The sequence below is a fragment of the Streptomyces albospinus genome (genome assembly GCF_014648695.1).
GTDB lineage: Bacteria > Actinomycetota > Actinomycetes > Streptomycetales > Streptomycetaceae > Streptomyces > Streptomyces albospinus.
The window spans coordinates 231,894-248,675 of the sequence record NZ_BMRP01000002.1 but is presented as its reverse complement, the minus strand read 5'-3'; the positions used below and the strand labels follow the sequence as shown (position 1 = coordinate 248,675).

At 70.6% G+C, this 16,782-nt stretch carries 15 protein-coding genes; 9 read left to right on the top strand and 6 right to left on the bottom strand.

All coding sequences use genetic code 11. From position 1 onward, the window contains the following. Nucleotides 1-7: 7 nt before the first annotated feature. Complete coding sequence (locus IEZ17_RS04425) at nucleotides 8-538, bottom strand: CGNR zinc finger domain-containing protein (protein WP_189296564.1); 531 nt, start codon at nucleotides 536-538, stop codon at nucleotides 8-10. 58 nt (nucleotides 539-596) lie between these two features. Here IEZ17_RS04425 and IEZ17_RS04420 point away from each other — a divergent pair, with 58 nt between their 5' ends. From IEZ17_RS04420 to IEZ17_RS04395, 6 genes are all read left to right on the top strand, one after another. Beyond that, the gene (locus tag IEZ17_RS04420; protein ID WP_189296562.1) at nucleotides 597-1,979 is read left to right on the top strand and encodes an MFS transporter; all 1,383 of its coding nucleotides are present in this window, start codon (nucleotides 597-599) and stop codon (nucleotides 1,977-1,979) included. Nucleotides 1,980-2,257: 278 nt separating this feature from the next. Further along, nucleotides 2,258-3,283 carry a PLP-dependent cysteine synthase family protein gene (locus IEZ17_RS04415; RefSeq protein WP_189296560.1) on the top strand — a complete coding sequence of 342 codons (1,026 nt, stop codon included), beginning with the start codon at nucleotides 2,258-2,260 and terminating at the stop codon, nucleotides 3,281-3,283. A 90-nt stretch (nucleotides 3,284-3,373) separates the two neighbouring features. Then, nucleotides 3,374-3,922, top strand: coding sequence for a serine O-acetyltransferase EpsC (epsC, locus tag IEZ17_RS04410; RefSeq protein ID WP_189296558.1), 549 nt, complete (start codon nucleotides 3,374-3,376; stop codon nucleotides 3,920-3,922). 122 nt (nucleotides 3,923-4,044) lie between these two features. Beyond that, nucleotides 4,045-5,340, top strand: a complete 1,296-nt coding sequence (locus IEZ17_RS04405; protein ID WP_229851842.1) for an MFS transporter — start codon at nucleotides 4,045-4,047, stop codon at nucleotides 5,338-5,340. Between the two features lie 53 nt (nucleotides 5,341-5,393). After that, on the top strand, nucleotides 5,394-6,932 hold the full coding sequence (locus tag IEZ17_RS45660) for an NsdA family TPR-like regulatory protein (RefSeq protein WP_506005242.1): 1,539 nt from the start codon (nucleotides 5,394-5,396) through the stop codon (nucleotides 6,930-6,932). Between the two features lie 229 nt (nucleotides 6,933-7,161). Next, entirely contained in the window at nucleotides 7,162-8,196 is a 1,035-nt protein-coding gene (locus tag IEZ17_RS04395) for a UDP-N-acetylmuramate dehydrogenase (RefSeq protein WP_189296553.1), read from the top strand. On the opposite strand, the gene IEZ17_RS04390 is transcribed toward IEZ17_RS04395, so the two are convergent. From IEZ17_RS04390 to IEZ17_RS04380, 3 genes are read right to left on the bottom strand one after another with little or no spacing between them, the layout of a single operon-like run. Continuing rightward, the gene (locus tag IEZ17_RS04390; RefSeq protein WP_189296551.1) at nucleotides 8,165-9,025 is read right to left on the bottom strand and encodes an ABC transporter ATP-binding protein; all 861 of its coding nucleotides are present in this window, start codon (nucleotides 9,023-9,025) and stop codon (nucleotides 8,165-8,167) included. The genes IEZ17_RS04395 and IEZ17_RS04390 overlap by 32 nt on opposite strands. 35 nt (nucleotides 9,026-9,060) lie before the next feature. Then, on the bottom strand, nucleotides 9,061-10,167 hold the full coding sequence (locus tag IEZ17_RS04385) for a FecCD family ABC transporter permease (RefSeq protein ID WP_229851839.1): 1,107 nt from the start codon (nucleotides 10,165-10,167) through the stop codon (nucleotides 9,061-9,063). Next, the gene (locus IEZ17_RS04380) at nucleotides 10,164-11,171 is read right to left on the bottom strand and encodes a FecCD family ABC transporter permease (RefSeq protein WP_229851837.1); all 1,008 of its coding nucleotides are present in this window, start codon (nucleotides 11,169-11,171) and stop codon (nucleotides 10,164-10,166) included. Before IEZ17_RS04380 ends, IEZ17_RS04385 begins: the two co-directional genes overlap by 4 nt. A gap of 130 nt (nucleotides 11,172-11,301) precedes the next feature. On the opposite strand from IEZ17_RS04380, the gene IEZ17_RS04375 reads away from it, so the two are divergent. Then, nucleotides 11,302-12,303, top strand: a complete 1,002-nt coding sequence (locus IEZ17_RS04375) for an ABC transporter substrate-binding protein (RefSeq protein WP_189296548.1) — start codon at nucleotides 11,302-11,304, stop codon at nucleotides 12,301-12,303. Nucleotides 12,304-12,491: 188 nt separating this feature from the next. Here the strand turns inward: IEZ17_RS04375 and IEZ17_RS04370 are convergent, their stop codons facing one another. Then, a complete protein-coding gene (locus IEZ17_RS04370; RefSeq protein ID WP_189296547.1) occupies nucleotides 12,492-14,021 on the bottom strand; it encodes a helix-turn-helix domain-containing protein in 1,530 nt (509 codons plus the stop codon). A gap of 89 nt (nucleotides 14,022-14,110) precedes the next feature. On the opposite strand from IEZ17_RS04370, the gene IEZ17_RS04365 reads away from it, so the two are divergent. Next, nucleotides 14,111-15,097: a DUF1648 domain-containing protein gene (locus IEZ17_RS04365; RefSeq protein WP_189296545.1), complete on the top strand. Its 987-nt coding sequence runs from the start codon at nucleotides 14,111-14,113 to the stop codon at nucleotides 15,095-15,097. 1 nt (nucleotide 15,098) lies between these two features. After that, the gene (locus IEZ17_RS04360) at nucleotides 15,099-15,458 is read left to right on the top strand and encodes a GntR family transcriptional regulator (RefSeq protein WP_189296543.1); all 360 of its coding nucleotides are present in this window, start codon (nucleotides 15,099-15,101) and stop codon (nucleotides 15,456-15,458) included. 34 nt (nucleotides 15,459-15,492) lie between these two features. On the opposite strand, the gene IEZ17_RS04355 is transcribed toward IEZ17_RS04360, so the two are convergent. Then, nucleotides 15,493-16,773, bottom strand: coding sequence for an MFS transporter (locus IEZ17_RS04355; RefSeq protein WP_229851835.1), 1,281 nt, complete (start codon nucleotides 16,771-16,773; stop codon nucleotides 15,493-15,495). Nucleotides 16,774-16,782 lie beyond the last annotated feature (9 nt).

The window sequence follows — 16,782 nt, the reverse complement described above, 5'->3', positions numbered from 1 at the left end:
GCCGGCCTCATGGGTTCCGCGCTGCCCGGCGGGCGCGGAAGCGGCGCACGGCGTCGCGGTTCGCGCAGGCGTGGGAGCAGTAGCGCTGCTGACCGCCCCGTGTGAAATCGCCGTACGCCCGGCCGCACTCGGTCAGGGCACAACGGCCGAGGCGTTCCATGCCGCGGCCGGTCAAATGCAGGGCGGTACCCACACTGACCACTGCCCGCACCACACCGGCCAGGCCCAAGCCGTCGGCGCGGTAGTGGATGTGCCAGCCGCCGTCGGCGTGGTCGGTCAGCCGGGGGTGCTCGGACGAGGCCGTCAGCAACTCGTTGAGCAGGGCCGCTCGCCGCTCGGGGGTGTCCGCATCGACCACCGCGAGCCAGCGCGGGATGAATTCCAGGATCTCCGCCAGGTCCTCGTCGCCCACCGGGCGGTCGATGACCATGCCCGCGGCGACACAGCGTTCGGCGAATTCCCCGGGGGAGCGCGGCGGCCTCGCAGCGAGGTCCAGGACGAGCCTGACCGGATCTTCTCCGTAAGGGTTCTGATGCATAAGGGTATTACAGCAACATGATCCCGGAAGGCTCCAGGCCCCGGAAGGAAGCACATCCATGCGCAAATGGCTGCCGTTAGCCGCCACCTGCTTGGGAACGTTCATGCTGCTCGTCTACTCGACGATCGTGACGGTGGCACTCCCCAGCATGGCCCACGACCTGCACGCGAGCTTCGGCTCCCTGCAATGGATCGTCGACGTCTACACCCTCGCCCTCGCAGGGCTGTTGCTCGGCATGGGCTCACTCGGCGACAACCTGGGGCGCAAACGCCTCTACCTGGTCGGCCTCGGGATTTTCGGTCTCTCCACGCTCGCCTGCGGCCTGGCCGGCAACGTCGAGGTGCTGATCGCCGCGCGAGCGGTCCAGGGCCTGGCCGGTGCCGCGATGTTCTCGACCCTGCTGCCCTTGATCGGGCTTACCTACACCGGACGCGACAAGGGCGTGGCCTTCGCTGTCTGGGGCGCGGTGGCCGGTGCCGCCGCCGGTATCGGCAACGTGGCCGGCGGGATCCTGACGCAGTTCCTGTCCTGGCAGTGGATCTTCCTCGGAGGCGTGCCGGTCTGCCTGATCACGGTGGCACTGTCCGCCGCGGTGCTGATCGACGACACCAGCACCTCGACCCGCATCGACTACCTGGGCATCGTCACCTTCACCCTGGCGGCGATCGGCATCACCTTCGGCATCATCCGCGGCGGAGAGCAGGGGTGGGGGGCCACCTCGGCGGTGCTCGGCTTCGCCCTCGGCCTGGCGATGCTCATCGCGTTCATCCTCGTCGAGCGGGCCGGCAGCAACCCGATGATCTCGCTGGACCTGTTCCGCAAGCGGGAGTTCAACGGAACGCTGGTCGCGGCCATGGGGTACTACCTCGCCGGATTCGGGGCACTGCCGGTCATGTCGATCTGGTTGCAGGACAGCGTGGGGCTCACCTCGCTGCCCACGGCCCTGGTCATCACGGTGCAGCCGGTGGCGTTCTTCGCCACCTCCGCAGTGGTCGGCAGCGCACTGCACCGGCTCCCCTCGCACTGGACGCTCGGCGGCGGAACGGTGGCCGTGGGCGTGGGCAACGTCCTCATGCTGACGGTGGACGCAGGCTCCTCCTGGCCGGCACTGGTACCGGGACTGCTCCTCACCGGCATCGGGGCCGGAATCGTCTCGCCCGTGTTGCCCGCCATCGCCATGTCCGCCGCGCCCGAGTCGCAGAGCGGAGTGGCCTCCGCCGCGGCCAACTGCGCGCGCCAGCTCGGCCTGGCGCTGGGCATCGCCGTACTCGGCTCCGTGTTCCACCGGTTCTCGTCCGGCAAGGGGGGCGCCGACCTGCATGCGGAGTACGCCAACGGGCTGTCCGCGGTGTTCGCGGTCGCCGCCGCGGTCGGGCTGGGGAGCGGACTGCTGGCCCTGTGGCTGCTCAAGACACGGCGCCCGGCCGTCCAGCCGGCCTAGGCGAGGAGGTCCGGTCTCCCTCCGGCGAAGGGAGGCCGGACCTCCTCACCCGGAGACCGTCCGAACCGCCGCCGAACCGTACCCAGGACCGGAGCTCCGGGCGCCGATTCGCCTTCTCCGTACGGTCGTTGGGGTCGCGTGCTTGAACACCCGGGTTTCGTTGACACTCCTCACGGGCTCGCTGACGATCGACTCGGCCGAGCAATTGCGCGCATCGCGCGAAGACAGCGCGGAACCGGCCGCGCAGGCCGCCAATCAGCGAAGGGACCGTGAGTCCGATGGCGACACAACCGCCTCAGATCGACCTTTCCGTAACCGAGCCGCTGGATGCGGCAGTCGACGAGACCACCGCGCTGGCGCAGTATCCCGGGCTGCGTGAATTCCGGGCCACCCTGGGCGGTACGCCGCTCGTCGAGGTGCCGGGTCCGCCCGGCGGGGCGAAGATCATGGCCAAGTACGAGTTCCGTAACCCGTCCGGCTCGGCCAAAGACCGCCCCGCGTACTCCATGCTCTGCCGCGCCATCAACGAACACGTGGACAGCGACGGCCCGTTAAAGGTCTTGGACTGCTCGGGTGGCAACATGGCCCGCGCGCTGACGGGTCTCAACAAGGTCACCGGAATCCCCGTACGGGCCGTGATGCCGGATTCCGTACCGCAGAGCCTGCTGACCCATCTGTCCGAGGGGGGAACCGGCATCGACCTGGTGCCGGCCTCCGAGTTTCCGCTCGCCATCATGCGGCGCGCCTCGGAGATCGCCGAGGAGGACCCCAGCTGGACGCTGCTCGCGCAGCACCGGAACATGGCGAACGTCGCCGCGCACCAGTTCTTCACCGGCCGGGAGATCGTAGGCCAGCTCGACGGTGTCCGCCCCAGTGCCGTGGTGGCGGCGGTGGGCAGCGGCGGCATGCTCGCCGGCGTGGCCCGGGCGCTGCGGGGCATGGCACCCGGGCTCGCCGTCATCGGCGTAACCCCGGCCGAACTGCCCTACGCGACGCCCGAACCCCCCAACGCGAAGCCGAAGTTCGCCGGTGCCGGCGGGATGACCTATGGAATGCGCCAGCCCTTCGTGGACAAGCTGCTCCCGGAGTTCGAGAGCGCCCAGGTCTCGCATGGCGAGGCGCTCACGGCGATGTACGACTTCTGGAAGGAGACCGGCACCAGGATCGGTTCCTCGGCCGGCGCGAGCTGGCTGATCGCGCGCGAGAAGGCGAAGAACCTCGGCCCCGACGACACGGTGGTCACGGTCTTCGCGGACTCCGGATCGAAGGAGGACTGGGCGAAGGCAGAAAGCATGGGGAACTGAGCCGTGCTTCCGTCGCAGTCCGACCGGACTCCGAAATCGGCCACTGTTCCGTTCGGCCGCCGGCGCACCGGGGACGGCCCACTGTCCCGGATGCTCGAAGACATCGACACGACGTTGGCCCGCGACCCCTCGATCGCCTCCCGGGCGGAAGCGGTGTTCCACTCCACGCTGCCCGCGGTGTGGATCCACCGCGTTGCGCACCGGCTGTACGGCCGGCGGCACCGGATAGCCGCCCGCGTACTGACCAGCTGCGCACGGGTGTTGACCGGAATCGAGATCCACCCGGGGGCGCGGATCGGCCGCCGGCTGTTCATCGACCACGGCACCGGCGTGGTCATCGGTGAGACGGCCGTGCTGGGGGACGACGTCACCATCTATCAGCAGGTGACACTGGGCGCCGTGGGGTGGTGGCGGGACAATCTGCGGTCGAGCGGCGATCGGCGGCACCCCGAAGTCGGCGACCGTGTCACGCTCGGTGTGAATGCCACCGTCCTCGGGCCACTGGCCATCGGCGACGACGCCCTCATCGGTGCGCACGCCCTGGTGCTCGACGATGTGGCGCCGGGACGCCGCATCATGGGAGAGCCCTCCGTCGCCCGACCCCGGAGGAAGGCGGATTCCCGGGCCGACAGCGCCTGAGCAATTACCGCCTGCCAGGGCCGGTTGGCGGTTGGCCGGTAAAAGCCCGTCAACCGCGGGTGCGGCCGGGATGTGGTTAGTGTGGATCTTTGTCGGAGTCACCGGATAACACGGTGAAATCCATGGCCTCGATGAAGGATCGACCAAGTTCCATGACACCCCCTGGCCGCGCCCGCTGGGCCATCGGCTCGCTTCTGGCCGGCAGTATCCTCGTGAACTTTTTTGACCGTACGGTCTTCTCTGTGGCGAGCGTTCCACTCGCCGAGGAATTCGGGTTGAACCTGAGCGAACTCGGCGTGGTACTTGCCGCGTTCAGCTGGTCCTACTGCCTGGTACAGCTGCCCTGCGGCCTGTTGGTCGACCGGCTCGGTGTGAAGTGGCTGAATCGAATCGCCATCCCGTTATGGGCCGCGGCGAGTCTGCTGACGGCCGTGGCTTCCGGACTCGGGCTCGTCATAATGGCCCGGGTGCTGCTCGGCCTGGCCGAGGGGCCCTCGATGGTCGGCGCCTCGAAGGCGACCGCGGCGTGGTTCCCCACCGTTGAACGGGGCCGGGCCACCGCGCTGTTCGACGGTGCGACGAAGTTCGCCAACGTGCTGGCCTTCCCGGTGCTGGCGTGGGTGATCAGTGCGTGGGGCTGGCGGGCCGGATTCTTGTTCACCACTGTGCTCAGCCTGCTGTTCGCGGTGGCATGGTGGTGGGGCTATCGCGACCCGGCCGGGCACCTCCGGCCTCCCGATGCGGAGCACGCCTGCGGGAGAGGCGGCACGACGGGCGAATGGCGCGGCGTACTGGGCTCCCGCCGGATCTGGGCGATCTCACTCGGCTTCGCCTGCTACGGCTACACCATCAATGTGGTGCTCACCTGGATGCCCGTGTACTTCCAGCGGGAGTTCGGCGTGGCACTGGGCTCTGCCGGCCTGTATGCCATGGTGCCGTGGCTGGTGGCGACCGTGGCCGAACTCGTCTGCGGAGGATGGCTGGTCGACCGCATGGTGCGCGGTGGCCGGGACGCCGTGGCCGGCCGCAGGCCGGTGCTGCTGGGCGGGCTCGCTCTGGGCGCGACCATCGGCTGCGTGCGGTGGGCGGCCTCACCCCTCGACGCGGTCTTCTGGATGTCCCTGTCCCTCGGCGGTCTTGCCGTGGCCGCGCCCGTGGCGTGGAGCCTGCCGGGGCTCCTGGCCCCACCGGGTGCGGTGGGTGCGGTCGGCGGACTGATGAATTTCGCCAATTCGGCGGCCACCACCGGCGGGGTGTTGTTGACCGGCTGGTTGGCCGAAATCACCAGGTCGTTCGACGCGCCCTTTGTGTTCGCCGTTGTGGTGCTGGCCGTTGGCGGCTTGCTCTACTGGCCGGCACTGCGGACGGATCGCGCGCCCGATGCCGTTACCACCGAAACGGAGAAAGCATTCAGCTGAAAGCTGCGGCAGTTCTCGGCCAACTGGCCATCACAACGTTTTGAGGTCTTCACATGCCGGCCCGAGGTGTGACTCGTGCCACTTCGGCAATGTGGTCCGGCCATATCGCGTATCGGCAATGCGGTCCGGTCATATTGCGTTTGGGTATCGGCCCGCTCGATGGGACGATGGGCTGGAGTTCATTAGCATCGAAGGCTGTTCAAAGCGAGATGGGGCGTCGTAAGCGGATGAACAACACCTCGATTCTGGCCGAGTGCCTGCGCCGGCTGTCCTGGTCCCCGGACCGGCTGGCCCGGGAGATCAACAGGGTTTGTGGTGCAGGCACCATAAGTGCCAAGGCGCCGTACAATTGGCTCAAGGGGTCGTGTCCGCGTGACGACCTGCCTCGCGTGGTATCCGACATCCTCGCCGAACGGTTGGGGGAGCCGGTGCCGCTCCACTCGCTGTGGCCCGACAAATTCCCTCCCACGGAAGCGGAAACCGTCCAGGGGCGATTACCAGGGACACCGCCGACGCCCTTCTGCTCCACATGCCCGGTACCGTCGGAACAGCGGCGGCCGGCCCCGCCCGTCATCGCGACGGGCGAACAGGATCTGACCATCGCGGCCGTGGACTGGCTGCTCAACACCGATACCCCGCCCCCTGGGCAGCGGCGCGGCGAGGGCATCGATGCCGTGGTACTGAGCCTGATCAGCGAGCGCATCAACCAGTTCCGCCTGCTCGACGACGACCGCGGGGGCAGCATGCTCCGGGACTGGGCGGCCCAGGACCTGCGGTGGGCCATGACGCTCGTCGACACCTGCTCGTACGACCAGGAGACCGGCATCCTGCTGCACCGGCTCGTCGCCGAACTCGCCCAGATCGTCGGCTGGGTGGCCGCCGACCTCGGTGACGAAGCCCATGGCAGGCACTACTTGCTCCATGCCCTGCGTTCCGCACGCCTGGCGGGCGACCGTGCGCTGGCTGCGCACATCATCTCCTGCCTGAGCTACCTGGCCATGTGGCACGGCCGTGGCGAGGAAGCGCTGCGGCTGATCCAGATCGCCCGCAAGGGCACCGACGGCCAGGCCCCGAGTCCCGGACAGGCACTGCTGGCCAGCCGTCAGGCCAGGGCCCACGCCAGCCTCGGAGACCTGGAGGGCTGCACACGTGCACTGGAGGAAACCGCCGCCATCCAGGAGGCCATGGGTGATGCGCAGGGGACGGCCGAGCCTCTGGGCCACGAGCCTTGGGCCTACTGGGTCACCCCCGCGGTGCTGGTCGGCGACGCCGGTCGAGCCTGGCTGGAGGTCGGCAGGCCCGGCCGCGCCGCCTTCGATCTGGCCCGCGGACTGGAACTGTTCGACGGCAGCCAGCCGCGCAACCGCCTGCTGCACCAGACCTCGCTGGCCGAGGCGCGGTTGTTGCTGGGCGAGGTCGACGGTGCGGCCCAGGCCGCCGGGGCGGCACTGGATCTCGCCGGTCAGGTCGCCTCGGCGCGCGGCCGTACGCGTCTGGCCGGTCTGCGCAGGCAGCTTCAGCGTCATGACGCCGCCGACGCCCGGCGGATCGTCCAGCGAACCGACGACGTACTGGGCTGTGCCCGCCGTTGAGCTGTGGCCGGGTTGATGTGGGGCGGTCCGGCGCCTGAACGCATCAAGCAGGCGGAGACTTCGAGGCACAGGCCGGGAGAACCCTCCCGGTCCCGTCGCTGAACAATGAGCGGGCAGACGATACTGGCTGCCGCGTCGGGAGTCTGCTGCCACAGGGATGGAAACGGGCTCTTCGAGGCGGAACGAACCTGTTCCGCGATTCCTGATACTCATGACTGAGGAGCCCACTATGCGCGTCAGTTACGGGGTGCCGCTCGCCCCGTTGACGACCCTCGGCATCGGCGGACCCGCCACGTCCTTGGTAGAACTCCGCGAACTCGCCGAATTCCCCGACATCGTCGAGGAGGTGCGCCACTGCCCCGCCCCTCCCGTATGCCTCGGAGAGGGCAGCAACGTCCTCGTAGGCGACCAGGGGTGCACTCTCCCGGTCCTCCGGATCGCCACCCGGGGATTACGCGTAGTGGGAACGGACGACCGCAACCAGGTGCTGGTGGAGGTGCAGGCCGGGCACCCGCTGTGGGACCTCGTGGAGACGCTGATCGCCGAGGGGCTGGTCGGGATGGAGATGCTGGCGGGCATTCCCGGCACCGTCGGCGCGACGCCCGTCCAGAACGTCGGGGCGTACGGGCAGGAAGTGTCCGACACGCTGCGCAGCGTGGAGGCGTGGGACTGGGAACTGGGCCGCCGGGTCAGCCTGGACGCTTCCGAGTGCGCGCTGGGTCACCGAAGCAGCATGTTCAAGAGAACCCGGCGCTGGACCGTACTGTCCCTCCTCTTCGCGCTGCGCCGGGCCGAGTTGAGCTGCCCGGTGACGTACCGCAGCGTGGCCGAGGAGTTGGACGTACCACTGGGCAGCAGTGTGCCCCCGGCTCAGGCCGCCCGGGCGGTGGTGGCGGTGCGCCGCAGGAAGGGAATGGTGCTGAACTCCCGTGAGCGGGACCGGCGTTCCATCGGCAGCGTCTTCTTCAGCCCGGAGGTCGGCGGTGCGACGGCCGCGGGGCTGCGAGACCTCGGCGCGCCGGTGAGCCGCTTCCCCGACGGCTCCACGCGGGTGAGTGCGAGCTGGCTCATCCGGCAGGCGGGCTTCGATCTGAACCACCCCCTCACACCCGGCGTCCGGATCTCCTCCGTGCACTACACCCTCGTTGCCGACGACGGGGCCAGTGCGGCGGGCTTCCGCGAAGCCGTCGACATCGTGTTGCGGCAGGTGCTCGACCGCACCGGTGTCCTCCTCACACCGGAGATCGACTTCGTCGGGGACTGACCGCCCCGGTCGCCGGCCCGGTGCTCGCGGACGTGCAGTAGTGGCGCCCGATGGGCACGATCAGCGGAGTGTCCGAGACCGGGTCGGCAATGACCCGGCAGTCCATGCCGAAGACCGTCCGCATCAGGTCCTCGGTCACGATCCGCGAGGGCGGGCCCTCGGCGACGATCGCGCCGCCGGCCATCACCACGATGTGGTCGGCGTAGCGGCAGGCGAGGTTGAGATCGTGCAGCACCGCGACGACGGTGGTGCCGTCCCCGCGGTTGAGGTCGGTCAGCAGGTCCAGCACCTCGACCTGGTGCGGTACGTCGAGATAGGTCGTCGGCTCGTCGAGCAGGAGCAGCCCGGTGCGCTGGGCGAGCGCCATCGCGATCCACACCCGCTGCCGCTGCCCGCCCGAGAGCTCGTCCACCAGGCGCTCGGCAAGCTCCAGGGTGTCCGTGGCGAGCAGTGCCTGCGCCACCGCGCTCTCGTCCTCGTCCCCCCACCGCCGCAGCCACCCCTGGTGCGGCTGACGTCCCTGTCCCACCAACTCGACGACCCGGATCCCGGGCGGTGCGACGGGCGTCTGCGGCAGGATGCCGAGGACGGCGGCGACCTGCCGCGTCGACATCGTGCGGATGTTCCGGCCGTCCAGGCACACCGCGCCGGAAGCCGGGCGCTGGAGCCGCGCCAGCGCACGCAGCAAGGTGGACTTGCCGCAGCCGTTCGGGCCCACGATCATCGTGACCTCGCCCGGTGGGACCTCGAACGACAGACCGCACAGGACCTCCCGCCCGTCGTAGCCCAGCCGGACCTCCTCCGCGCGCAGCACATGCGGTTCGGTCATCCGGTCCCGTCCTCCGTCCCTTCGTCCGGTCATGGTCATCCGCCGCGTCCCGAGCGGTTGGTAGTGGCCAGCATGAGCAGGAGATACGGGGCTCCCACGACACCGGTCACCACACCCACCGGTAACTCCGTGGAGCCGACGAGGTGTTGACCGACGAAGTCGGACACGGGCATCAGGGCCGCGCCCGCCAGTGCCGCCCCGGTCAACGCGGGTCCGCGACCGCGCAGCACCGCGCGCGCGATCGGCGCACTGACCAGGGCCACGAACGGGACCGGGCCGACCGCCGCGGTCGCCACCGCGGCCAGCGCCACCGCCACCGCCAGCAGCGCGAGCCGGCGGGAGGCCACCCGCACCCCGAGCCCGGTCGCGGTGTCGTCGCCGAACTCCAGCGCCGCCAGCGAACGTGCCAGCACCGCGGTGGCGGGCAGCAACGGCACCAGACACAGCGCGAGCGTGCCGGCGTGCGGCCAACTGCGGCCGTCCAGGCTCCCCGTCAGCCACTCCAGCGCCCGCTGGGCATCGCTGACCTGCGTGGTGGTCATCAGGTAGGAGATCAGGCTGGACAGTACCGCCGCGATCCCGATCCCGACGAGGACGAGGCGGTATCCACTCACCCCGCTCCGCCACGCGAGCAGGTAGATGAGGGTGGCCGTGACCAGCGCACCCACCAGTGCCCCGAACGAGACCGCCATTCCGCCCAGCCCGAGGACCAGCACGCACACGACGGCCGCGGCGCTCGCGCCCGAGGTGATGCCGATGACGTCCGGGCTGGCCAGCGGGTTGCGGATCAGGCTCTGGAAGAGTGCGCCGGACAGCCCGAACGCCGCTCCGGCCAGCAAGGCCGTCAGCACCCGCGGCAGCCGTACGTCGAGGACGAAGAAGTCGCTCTCCCAGGTGGCCTTGGCGAAGAGCGGTCCGGTGAGCGACCGGATCACCTCCGGCAGCGGCAGGTCGAACTCGCCCAGCGCCAGCGTGGCGGTGAACGCCCCGAGCGCGACGAGTACCAGGGCTGCGGTCACGGCGCTGGTGCGTCGTCTGCCGCGCCGGCGAGCCGCGGCCACGGTCTGCCGTGCGGCGTGCCCCGCCACCGTCTCCGGCCCGGCCGCCGCGACCCGTCCGGTCGCGCCGTGGCTGTGCGTCACAGCTCCGCCAACCTGCGTCGGCGTACCAACAGCACGAACACCGGGGCTCCCAGGACCGGGGTCATGAGCCCGACCTGGAGCTCGGAGGGCCGCACCGCCAACCGGCCCACGATGTCGGCCGCAAGCAGCAGAAGGGGTGCCAGCAGCATCGAATAGGGCAGTATCCAGCGGTAGTCCGGGCCGGTGACCAGGCGGGCCAGGTGCGGCACGGCCAGGCCGACGAAGGCGAGGGGACCACACATCGCGGTGGCGGCTCCGCACAGGAGGACCACTGACAGCGCCGCCCACATGCGGTCACGATGGACGTGCCGGCCCAGGGAACGCGCGGTGTCCTCCCCGAGCGCGAGCGCGTTGAGCATCCGCCCGGAGGCGAGCGCCAGCACGGCGCCGACAGCCAGGAAGGGCAATGCCTCTCCGATGACCGACCCGTCCCGGCCGGCCAGCGAGCCCACCCGCCAGAACCGGAACTGGTCGAAGGCGTCCACGTTGATCAGCAGGATCGCGGTGGTCAGCGAAGTCAGGGCGGCAGCTACGGCGGCTCCGGAGAGCGCCAGCCTCACGGGTGTGGCACCGCCGCGGCCCAGCGAACTCACCGCGAGGACAAGGAAGGCCGCCAGTGCGGCGCCGACGAATCCGAACCACACATAGCCGTTCAGTGCATTGATGCCGAAGACGTCGATGCCGACGACGATGAAGAGCGCGGCGCCGGCGTTCACCCCCAGAATCCCGGGATCGGCCAGCGGATTACGGGACACCCCCTGCATCACCGCACCGGCCAGCCCCAGCGCTGCCCCTGCCAGCACTCCAAGGGCGGTGCGCGGGAGCCGTGACTCCCGTACGGCCAAGTGGTCCATGTCGTGCGGAGGGAAGGGGAACAGCGAGCCGACGACCGTGCTCAGAGGGATGGAGCGCGTGCCCACGCCCATGCTGACGGCTATCGCCACGACGAGGGCGCACAACGTGGCACCTAAGCCGGACAGCAGCTTCCCGCGGCTGCTTCTCACCCTGGATTTCCCCGTTCCCGATGACTGTTCAACACGACGTGCCGGGTTCCAACTTTCGTGAGGCTAACCTAAGTTGACTTTGGTGTCGACGTTCGAATCCTCGAACGCCCCGGTGAACATGAGGAGTTGCATGCCGCCGCTGCCCGACCGTCGACGGTTTCTGACCACTGCTGCCCAAGGACTCCTCGCCCTTGGTGCGGCGGGCTGCTCACCCCCCGAGGCCGGTCGCAGACAAGCCGTCCGCGGGCGGGCCGTCTGGCGCTTCACCGATGACGCCGGGCGCACGGTACGGCTGGACAGGCGACCGCAACGCATCGTGGCGTACGCCACCTCGGCCGCGGCCCTGTGGGACTACGGAATCCGCCCGATCGGCGTGTACGGCGCCTTGCAGAGGCGGGGCGGCGGCAAGGACGTCACCGTGGCCGGCGACGTGAACCTCAGCCGCGTGGCCGTGGTCGGCGGCACCTGGGGCCATATCAGTGTCGAGCGGATGGGGAGGCTGCACCCGGACCTCGTCGTCGACCCCCTCCAGTACGGCGCGCCGCAGATCGACCGGAGCAGCCTGAAGCTCGTCGAAGAGCTGGTCCCCAGGGTGTCCATAGAGGTGTACGGAGCCAAGGTCGACACCGCCGTGCGGCGCTACGTCGACTTGGCCGCCGCCCTCGGGGCCGACTTCACCGCACCGGAGCTGCGGCGCGGGGAAGCGGCCTACTCCGCCGCTCGCGACAGGTTGCGCCGGACCATCAGCGGCAAACCCGGATTGCGGGTCCTGTTCGCCTCCGCCGACCAGGACGGCATGAGGGTCGGCAAAGCGGGATTCCCCTCCCTCGGCGACTTCGAGGACCTCGGCCTCGACATCGTCAAACCCATCGGCGGCAACCGCTACATGGAAAAGCTCTCGTGGGAACTCGCCGACCGCTATCCGGCCGACCTCATCCTCCTCGACGTGCGCTCCAGCAGCCTTCAGCCTGCGGACCTGAGCAGCAACGGCCTGTGGCGAAACCTCCCCGCCGTCCGTGCCGGGCAACTCGGCCCGTGGAACCCTGAGCCCAGCCTCAGTCACCACGGCATGGCAAAGGCCTACGCCTCGCTCGCCAGGTCACTCGCCGGTGCCCGGCCGCACATCGCCTGACAGCGGGGGTGCGCGCCGCATCCCCGTCGGAACCTCTCCGGCCGAGCGGAGGGACCTGATGTCGCCGGGGTGCCGGGATCGGCACCTGCGTCCGTGCCTGACGTCTCAGGGAAGTCCCACCGGTGCCGCCGCACCCCTCCACGCCCGCATCCACGGGCGTCTGGCGGGGTGCGGCGACACTCCCCGGTTCAGATGTCCCGGAACGTCTCGATCTGCGCGCCGACGGAGTTGAGGCGTTCCGCCAGGTCCTCGTAACCGCGGTTGATGACATAGACGTTGCGCAGAACGGAGGTGCCCTCGGCGGCCATCATGGCCAGGAGGACGACGACGGCCGGGCGCAGGGCCGGCGGGCACATCATCTCCGCGGAGCGCCAGCGGGTGGTGCCGTCGACCAGGACGCGGTGCGGGTCGAGCAGTTTGACCTGGGCGCCGAGGCGGTTGAGGTCCGTGAGGTAGATCGCGCGGTTGTCGTAGACCCAGTCGTGGATCAGGGTCTGGCCCTGGGCGCTGGCGGCGATGGCGGCGAAGAACGGGACGTTGTCGATGTTGAGCCCGGGGAAGGGCATGGGGTGGATCTTGTCCAGCGGCGCCTGGAGTTTGGAGGGGCGGACCGTCAGGTCGACGAGCCGGGTGCGACCGTTGTCGGCGTGGTACTCCGTGCTGCGCTCGTGGTCCAGGCCCATCTCCTCCAGGACCGCCAGCTCGATCTCCAGGAACTCCACCGGGACCCGGCGGATCGTCAGCTCCGACTCGGTGACAACTGCCGCGGCCAGCAGGCTCATTGCCTCGACCGGGTCCTCGGAGGGCGAGAAGTCCACATCGCGGTCGATCTTCGCCACACCGTGGACGGTGAGCGTGGTGGTGCCGATGCCGTCGACCCGGACGCCCAGCTCCTCCAGGAAGAAGCAGAGGTCCTGGACCATGTAGTTGGACGAGGCGTTGCGGATGACCGTGACGCCGTCGTGCCGGGCGGCGGCCAGCAGCGCGTTCTCGGTGACGGTGTCGCCGCGTTCGGTCAGGACGATGGCGCGCTTGGGGGCGACGCTGCGGTCCACCTCGGCGAGATAGGTGCCGTCGGTCGCGGTGATCTCCAGGCCGAAGTGCCGCAGTGCGGTCATATGGGGTGTGACGGTGCGGGTGCCGAGGTCGCAGCCGCCCGCGTACGGCAGCTTGAAGTGGTCCATCCGGTGCAGCAGCGGACCGAGGAACATGATCACGCTGCGGGTGCGGCGGGCCGCCTCCGTGTCCATGGCGCCGAGGTCGAGTTCGGCGGGCGGCACGATCTCCAGGTCGTTGCCGTCGTTGATCCAGCGGGTGCGGACGCCGATGCTGCCCAGCACTTCCAGGATGCGGTAGACCTCCTCAATGCGGGCCACCCGGCGCAGAGTTGTCCGGCCCGCGTTGAGGAGGGTCGCGCACAGCAGCGCGACACAGGCGTTCTTGCTCGTCTTGACGTCGATGCTGCCGGACAGCCGGCGCCCGCCGACGACCCGGAGATGCATCGGCCCGGCGTAGCCGAGCGAGACGATTTCACTGTCCAGGGCCTCGCCGATGCGGGCAATCATCTCAAGGCTGATGTTCTGGTTGCCGCGTTCAATGCGGTTGACCGCACTCTGGCTTGTGCCGAGGGCCTCGGCGAGCTGCGTCTGCGTCCAGCCCCGGTGCTGCCGGGCGTCACGGATGAGCCTGCCGATGCGTACGAGGTAGTCGTCTGCCATGGGGTGACCGTATCTCAGATATGAGATGGATGCCCTGTCGCCGGCTATCACTGGTTGTTCTACTAGAATACGAACAACTGGAGGTTGCCATGAAGCGATCCACGCGTTCAGCCCTGCCCGCGAACAACCGCCCGCGGGGCTGGATTGCCGCATTCCCCTTCGTCGCCGCCATTGCGGCGCTCGGAGGTGTCTACGCAGCGACGGCCGGCCGGCTGCCCACCCGGCTCGCCACCCATTTCGGCGACGACGGCCGGGCCGACGGCTACGACTCGGCCCAGGGCTTTCTGACGGTGTGCCTCGTCCTGCTGCTCGTGTTCGGCTCCGCGGTCGTCGTGTGCGTCCAGCTGCGGGTGCCCGCCCAGGGCGGCCGGTGGCTGACCGCCGCCGGGTACGCCACCGCCGCCGCGACCGGCTATCCGGGCGTGCTGACCCTGCTCGGCAACGTCGACGCCACCGACGCGTCCGCCGTCCGGCTGTCGCTCTGGCAGCTCGCCGTGACCTTCGCCGTGGCCGCCGCGGCCGGCGGGCTCGGCTGGCTGCTGGCCGGCGCCGAACCGCCCGGGGACCGCCCGGCGCCCGGCGCCGCTCCCCGGCTCGACCTGCCCGCCGGAATGACCGCCGGCTGGTCCCGCACCGTCAGCTCGACGCCGTTGGCCGTCCTGGGCGTCCTCACGCTGTGCGCGGGCGTTGCCATCGGAGCGCTCGCCGACGTGATCGCCGGCGCGGTCCTGGTGCTCGGCGCGATATTGATCATCCTCCCTGCCTCCGTCCGGGTGACCGTCGACCGGCGCGGCCTGACCCTCTCCCCGACGCTGCTGCCCTTCCGGCTCCACCGCATACCGCTCGGCCGGCTGGCGGAGGTGACCAGCCGCCGGATCTCGGCCGGGAAGGAGTTCGGCGGCTGGGGCTACCGTTTCCGTCCGGGCGGCAGCGGCCTGGTGCTCCGCTCCGGCGACGGCATCGTGCTGCGGCTGGTCAGCGGACGGGAGTTCGTGGTGACCGTCGACGACGCGGCCACCGCCGCCGCGGTGCTCAACACCTATCTCGACCGCGCCCGTTCGCCGCAAGGAGGCTGATGTGCTCTTCCGAGTCGACCCCGGTTCGTCCGTCCCCCTCGGCGACCAGATCGCGGCCTCGGTCCGCGGTGCGATCGCCGACGGCACGGTGGCGGCCGGTGAGCGCCTGCCCGCCGCCCGGGAACTCGCCGGGTCGCTCGGCGTCAACGTCCACACGGTGCTGCGCGGCTATCAGCGCCTCAAGGAGGAGGGGCTGATCGAACTCCGCCGCGGGCGCGGCGCGGTGGTCACCGGCACCGCCTCCCCGGCCCGCGCCCGCCTGGGCGAGACCGCCGAGCGGCTGATCGCCGAGGCGCGCAAACTGGGCCTGTCCGACGAGGAGATCGTGCGGGTCGTGCGGGTGGGGCTGGCGGGGAGGTGAGGGCGGCGGCGCCGTTGCCGCCCCTGCCGGGCGCTCACGCCGCGGTCGCGCTCCGCAGGCCGCGTACCTGCGGGGCGAGCAGCGCCGCCGCGGTGGCCAGGACGACCAGGGCGGCGCAGCCCGCCAGGGCGTGGCCGGCGCCGATCCGCGTCGCCAGCGGGCCGGCGGCCAGGAGCCCCAGCGGGGCGAACGCCAGCGAGCCGAACCAGTCGTAGGAGCTGACCCGGGAGAGCGCCTCCTCGGGGACCTCCTGCTGGATGGTGGTGGCCCAGAGGACGCCGAAGACATCGGCGGCGACCCCGGCGCAGAACATCGCCGGGGCGATGACCGCCACCGGCGCCCGTACGGCGAGCAGGGCGAGCGGCAGCGCGAGCGGGAAGGTGGCCAGTACGGCGGCGAGCACCGGGCGGCGCACCCGCAGGCGCGCGGTCAGCCCCGCGCCCGCGACGGTGCCCAGCGCCTGCGCGGCGACGAGCACCGACCAGGCGCGCGCACCGCCAAGATCGCGCTCGGCCACCAGCGGCCCCAGCACCCCGGCGTTGGCGTTGAGCGCGGCGACCACGACCGAGTACTGCGCGACGACCACCCACAGCCACTGGCGGCCCGCGAACTCCCGCCAGCCGTCGCGGAGATCGGCCCAGCCGGACGTGGCGGCGGTCCGCGGCACCGCGGCCAGCCGCAGGCCGCGGACGAGCAGCGCGCTGACGAGGAAGGACGCGGCGTTCAGCGCCAGTGCCCAGCCGGCGCCGACCAGGGCGACGGTCACGCCGGACAGCGCCAGCCCCAGCAGCATCGAGCTGTTGGTGGCGACCCGGAGCAGCCCGTTGGCTCGTTGGAGCCGCGTGGCCGGGACGAGGAGCGGCAGCACGCCGTCCATGGCGGGGGAGAAGAGGGCGGTGGCGGTGCCGGCCAGGACGGCGAGTGCGCACAGCGCGATCAGCGGCGCGTGCCCGGTCAGCACCATCGCGGCCAGGCCCGCGTACGCGGCGGCGCCCACCGCGTCCGAGACGACCATCAACCGGGAGCGCGAGAACCGGTCCGCGATCACCCCGCCGACAAGGACGAACGCAAGTTGAGGCACGGCCTGGCAGGCCAGTACCAGTGACAGCCGGCCCGCCCCCGCGCCCGGCAGCGCGAGCACCGCGAAGGCCAGCGCGACGCGCGCGAAGCCGTTGCCGAGGACGGAGACGGTGCGGGCGGCGGCGAGCAGCACGAAGCGGCGGTCGCGCCGGAGCGGCGGGGCGGGGGTGGCGGGTTCGGGCGGGGGCTGCGAGGGCAGGGGGGAAGGGGGCGCGGATTCCGGGGTGGCCGTCACGGCGGCCAG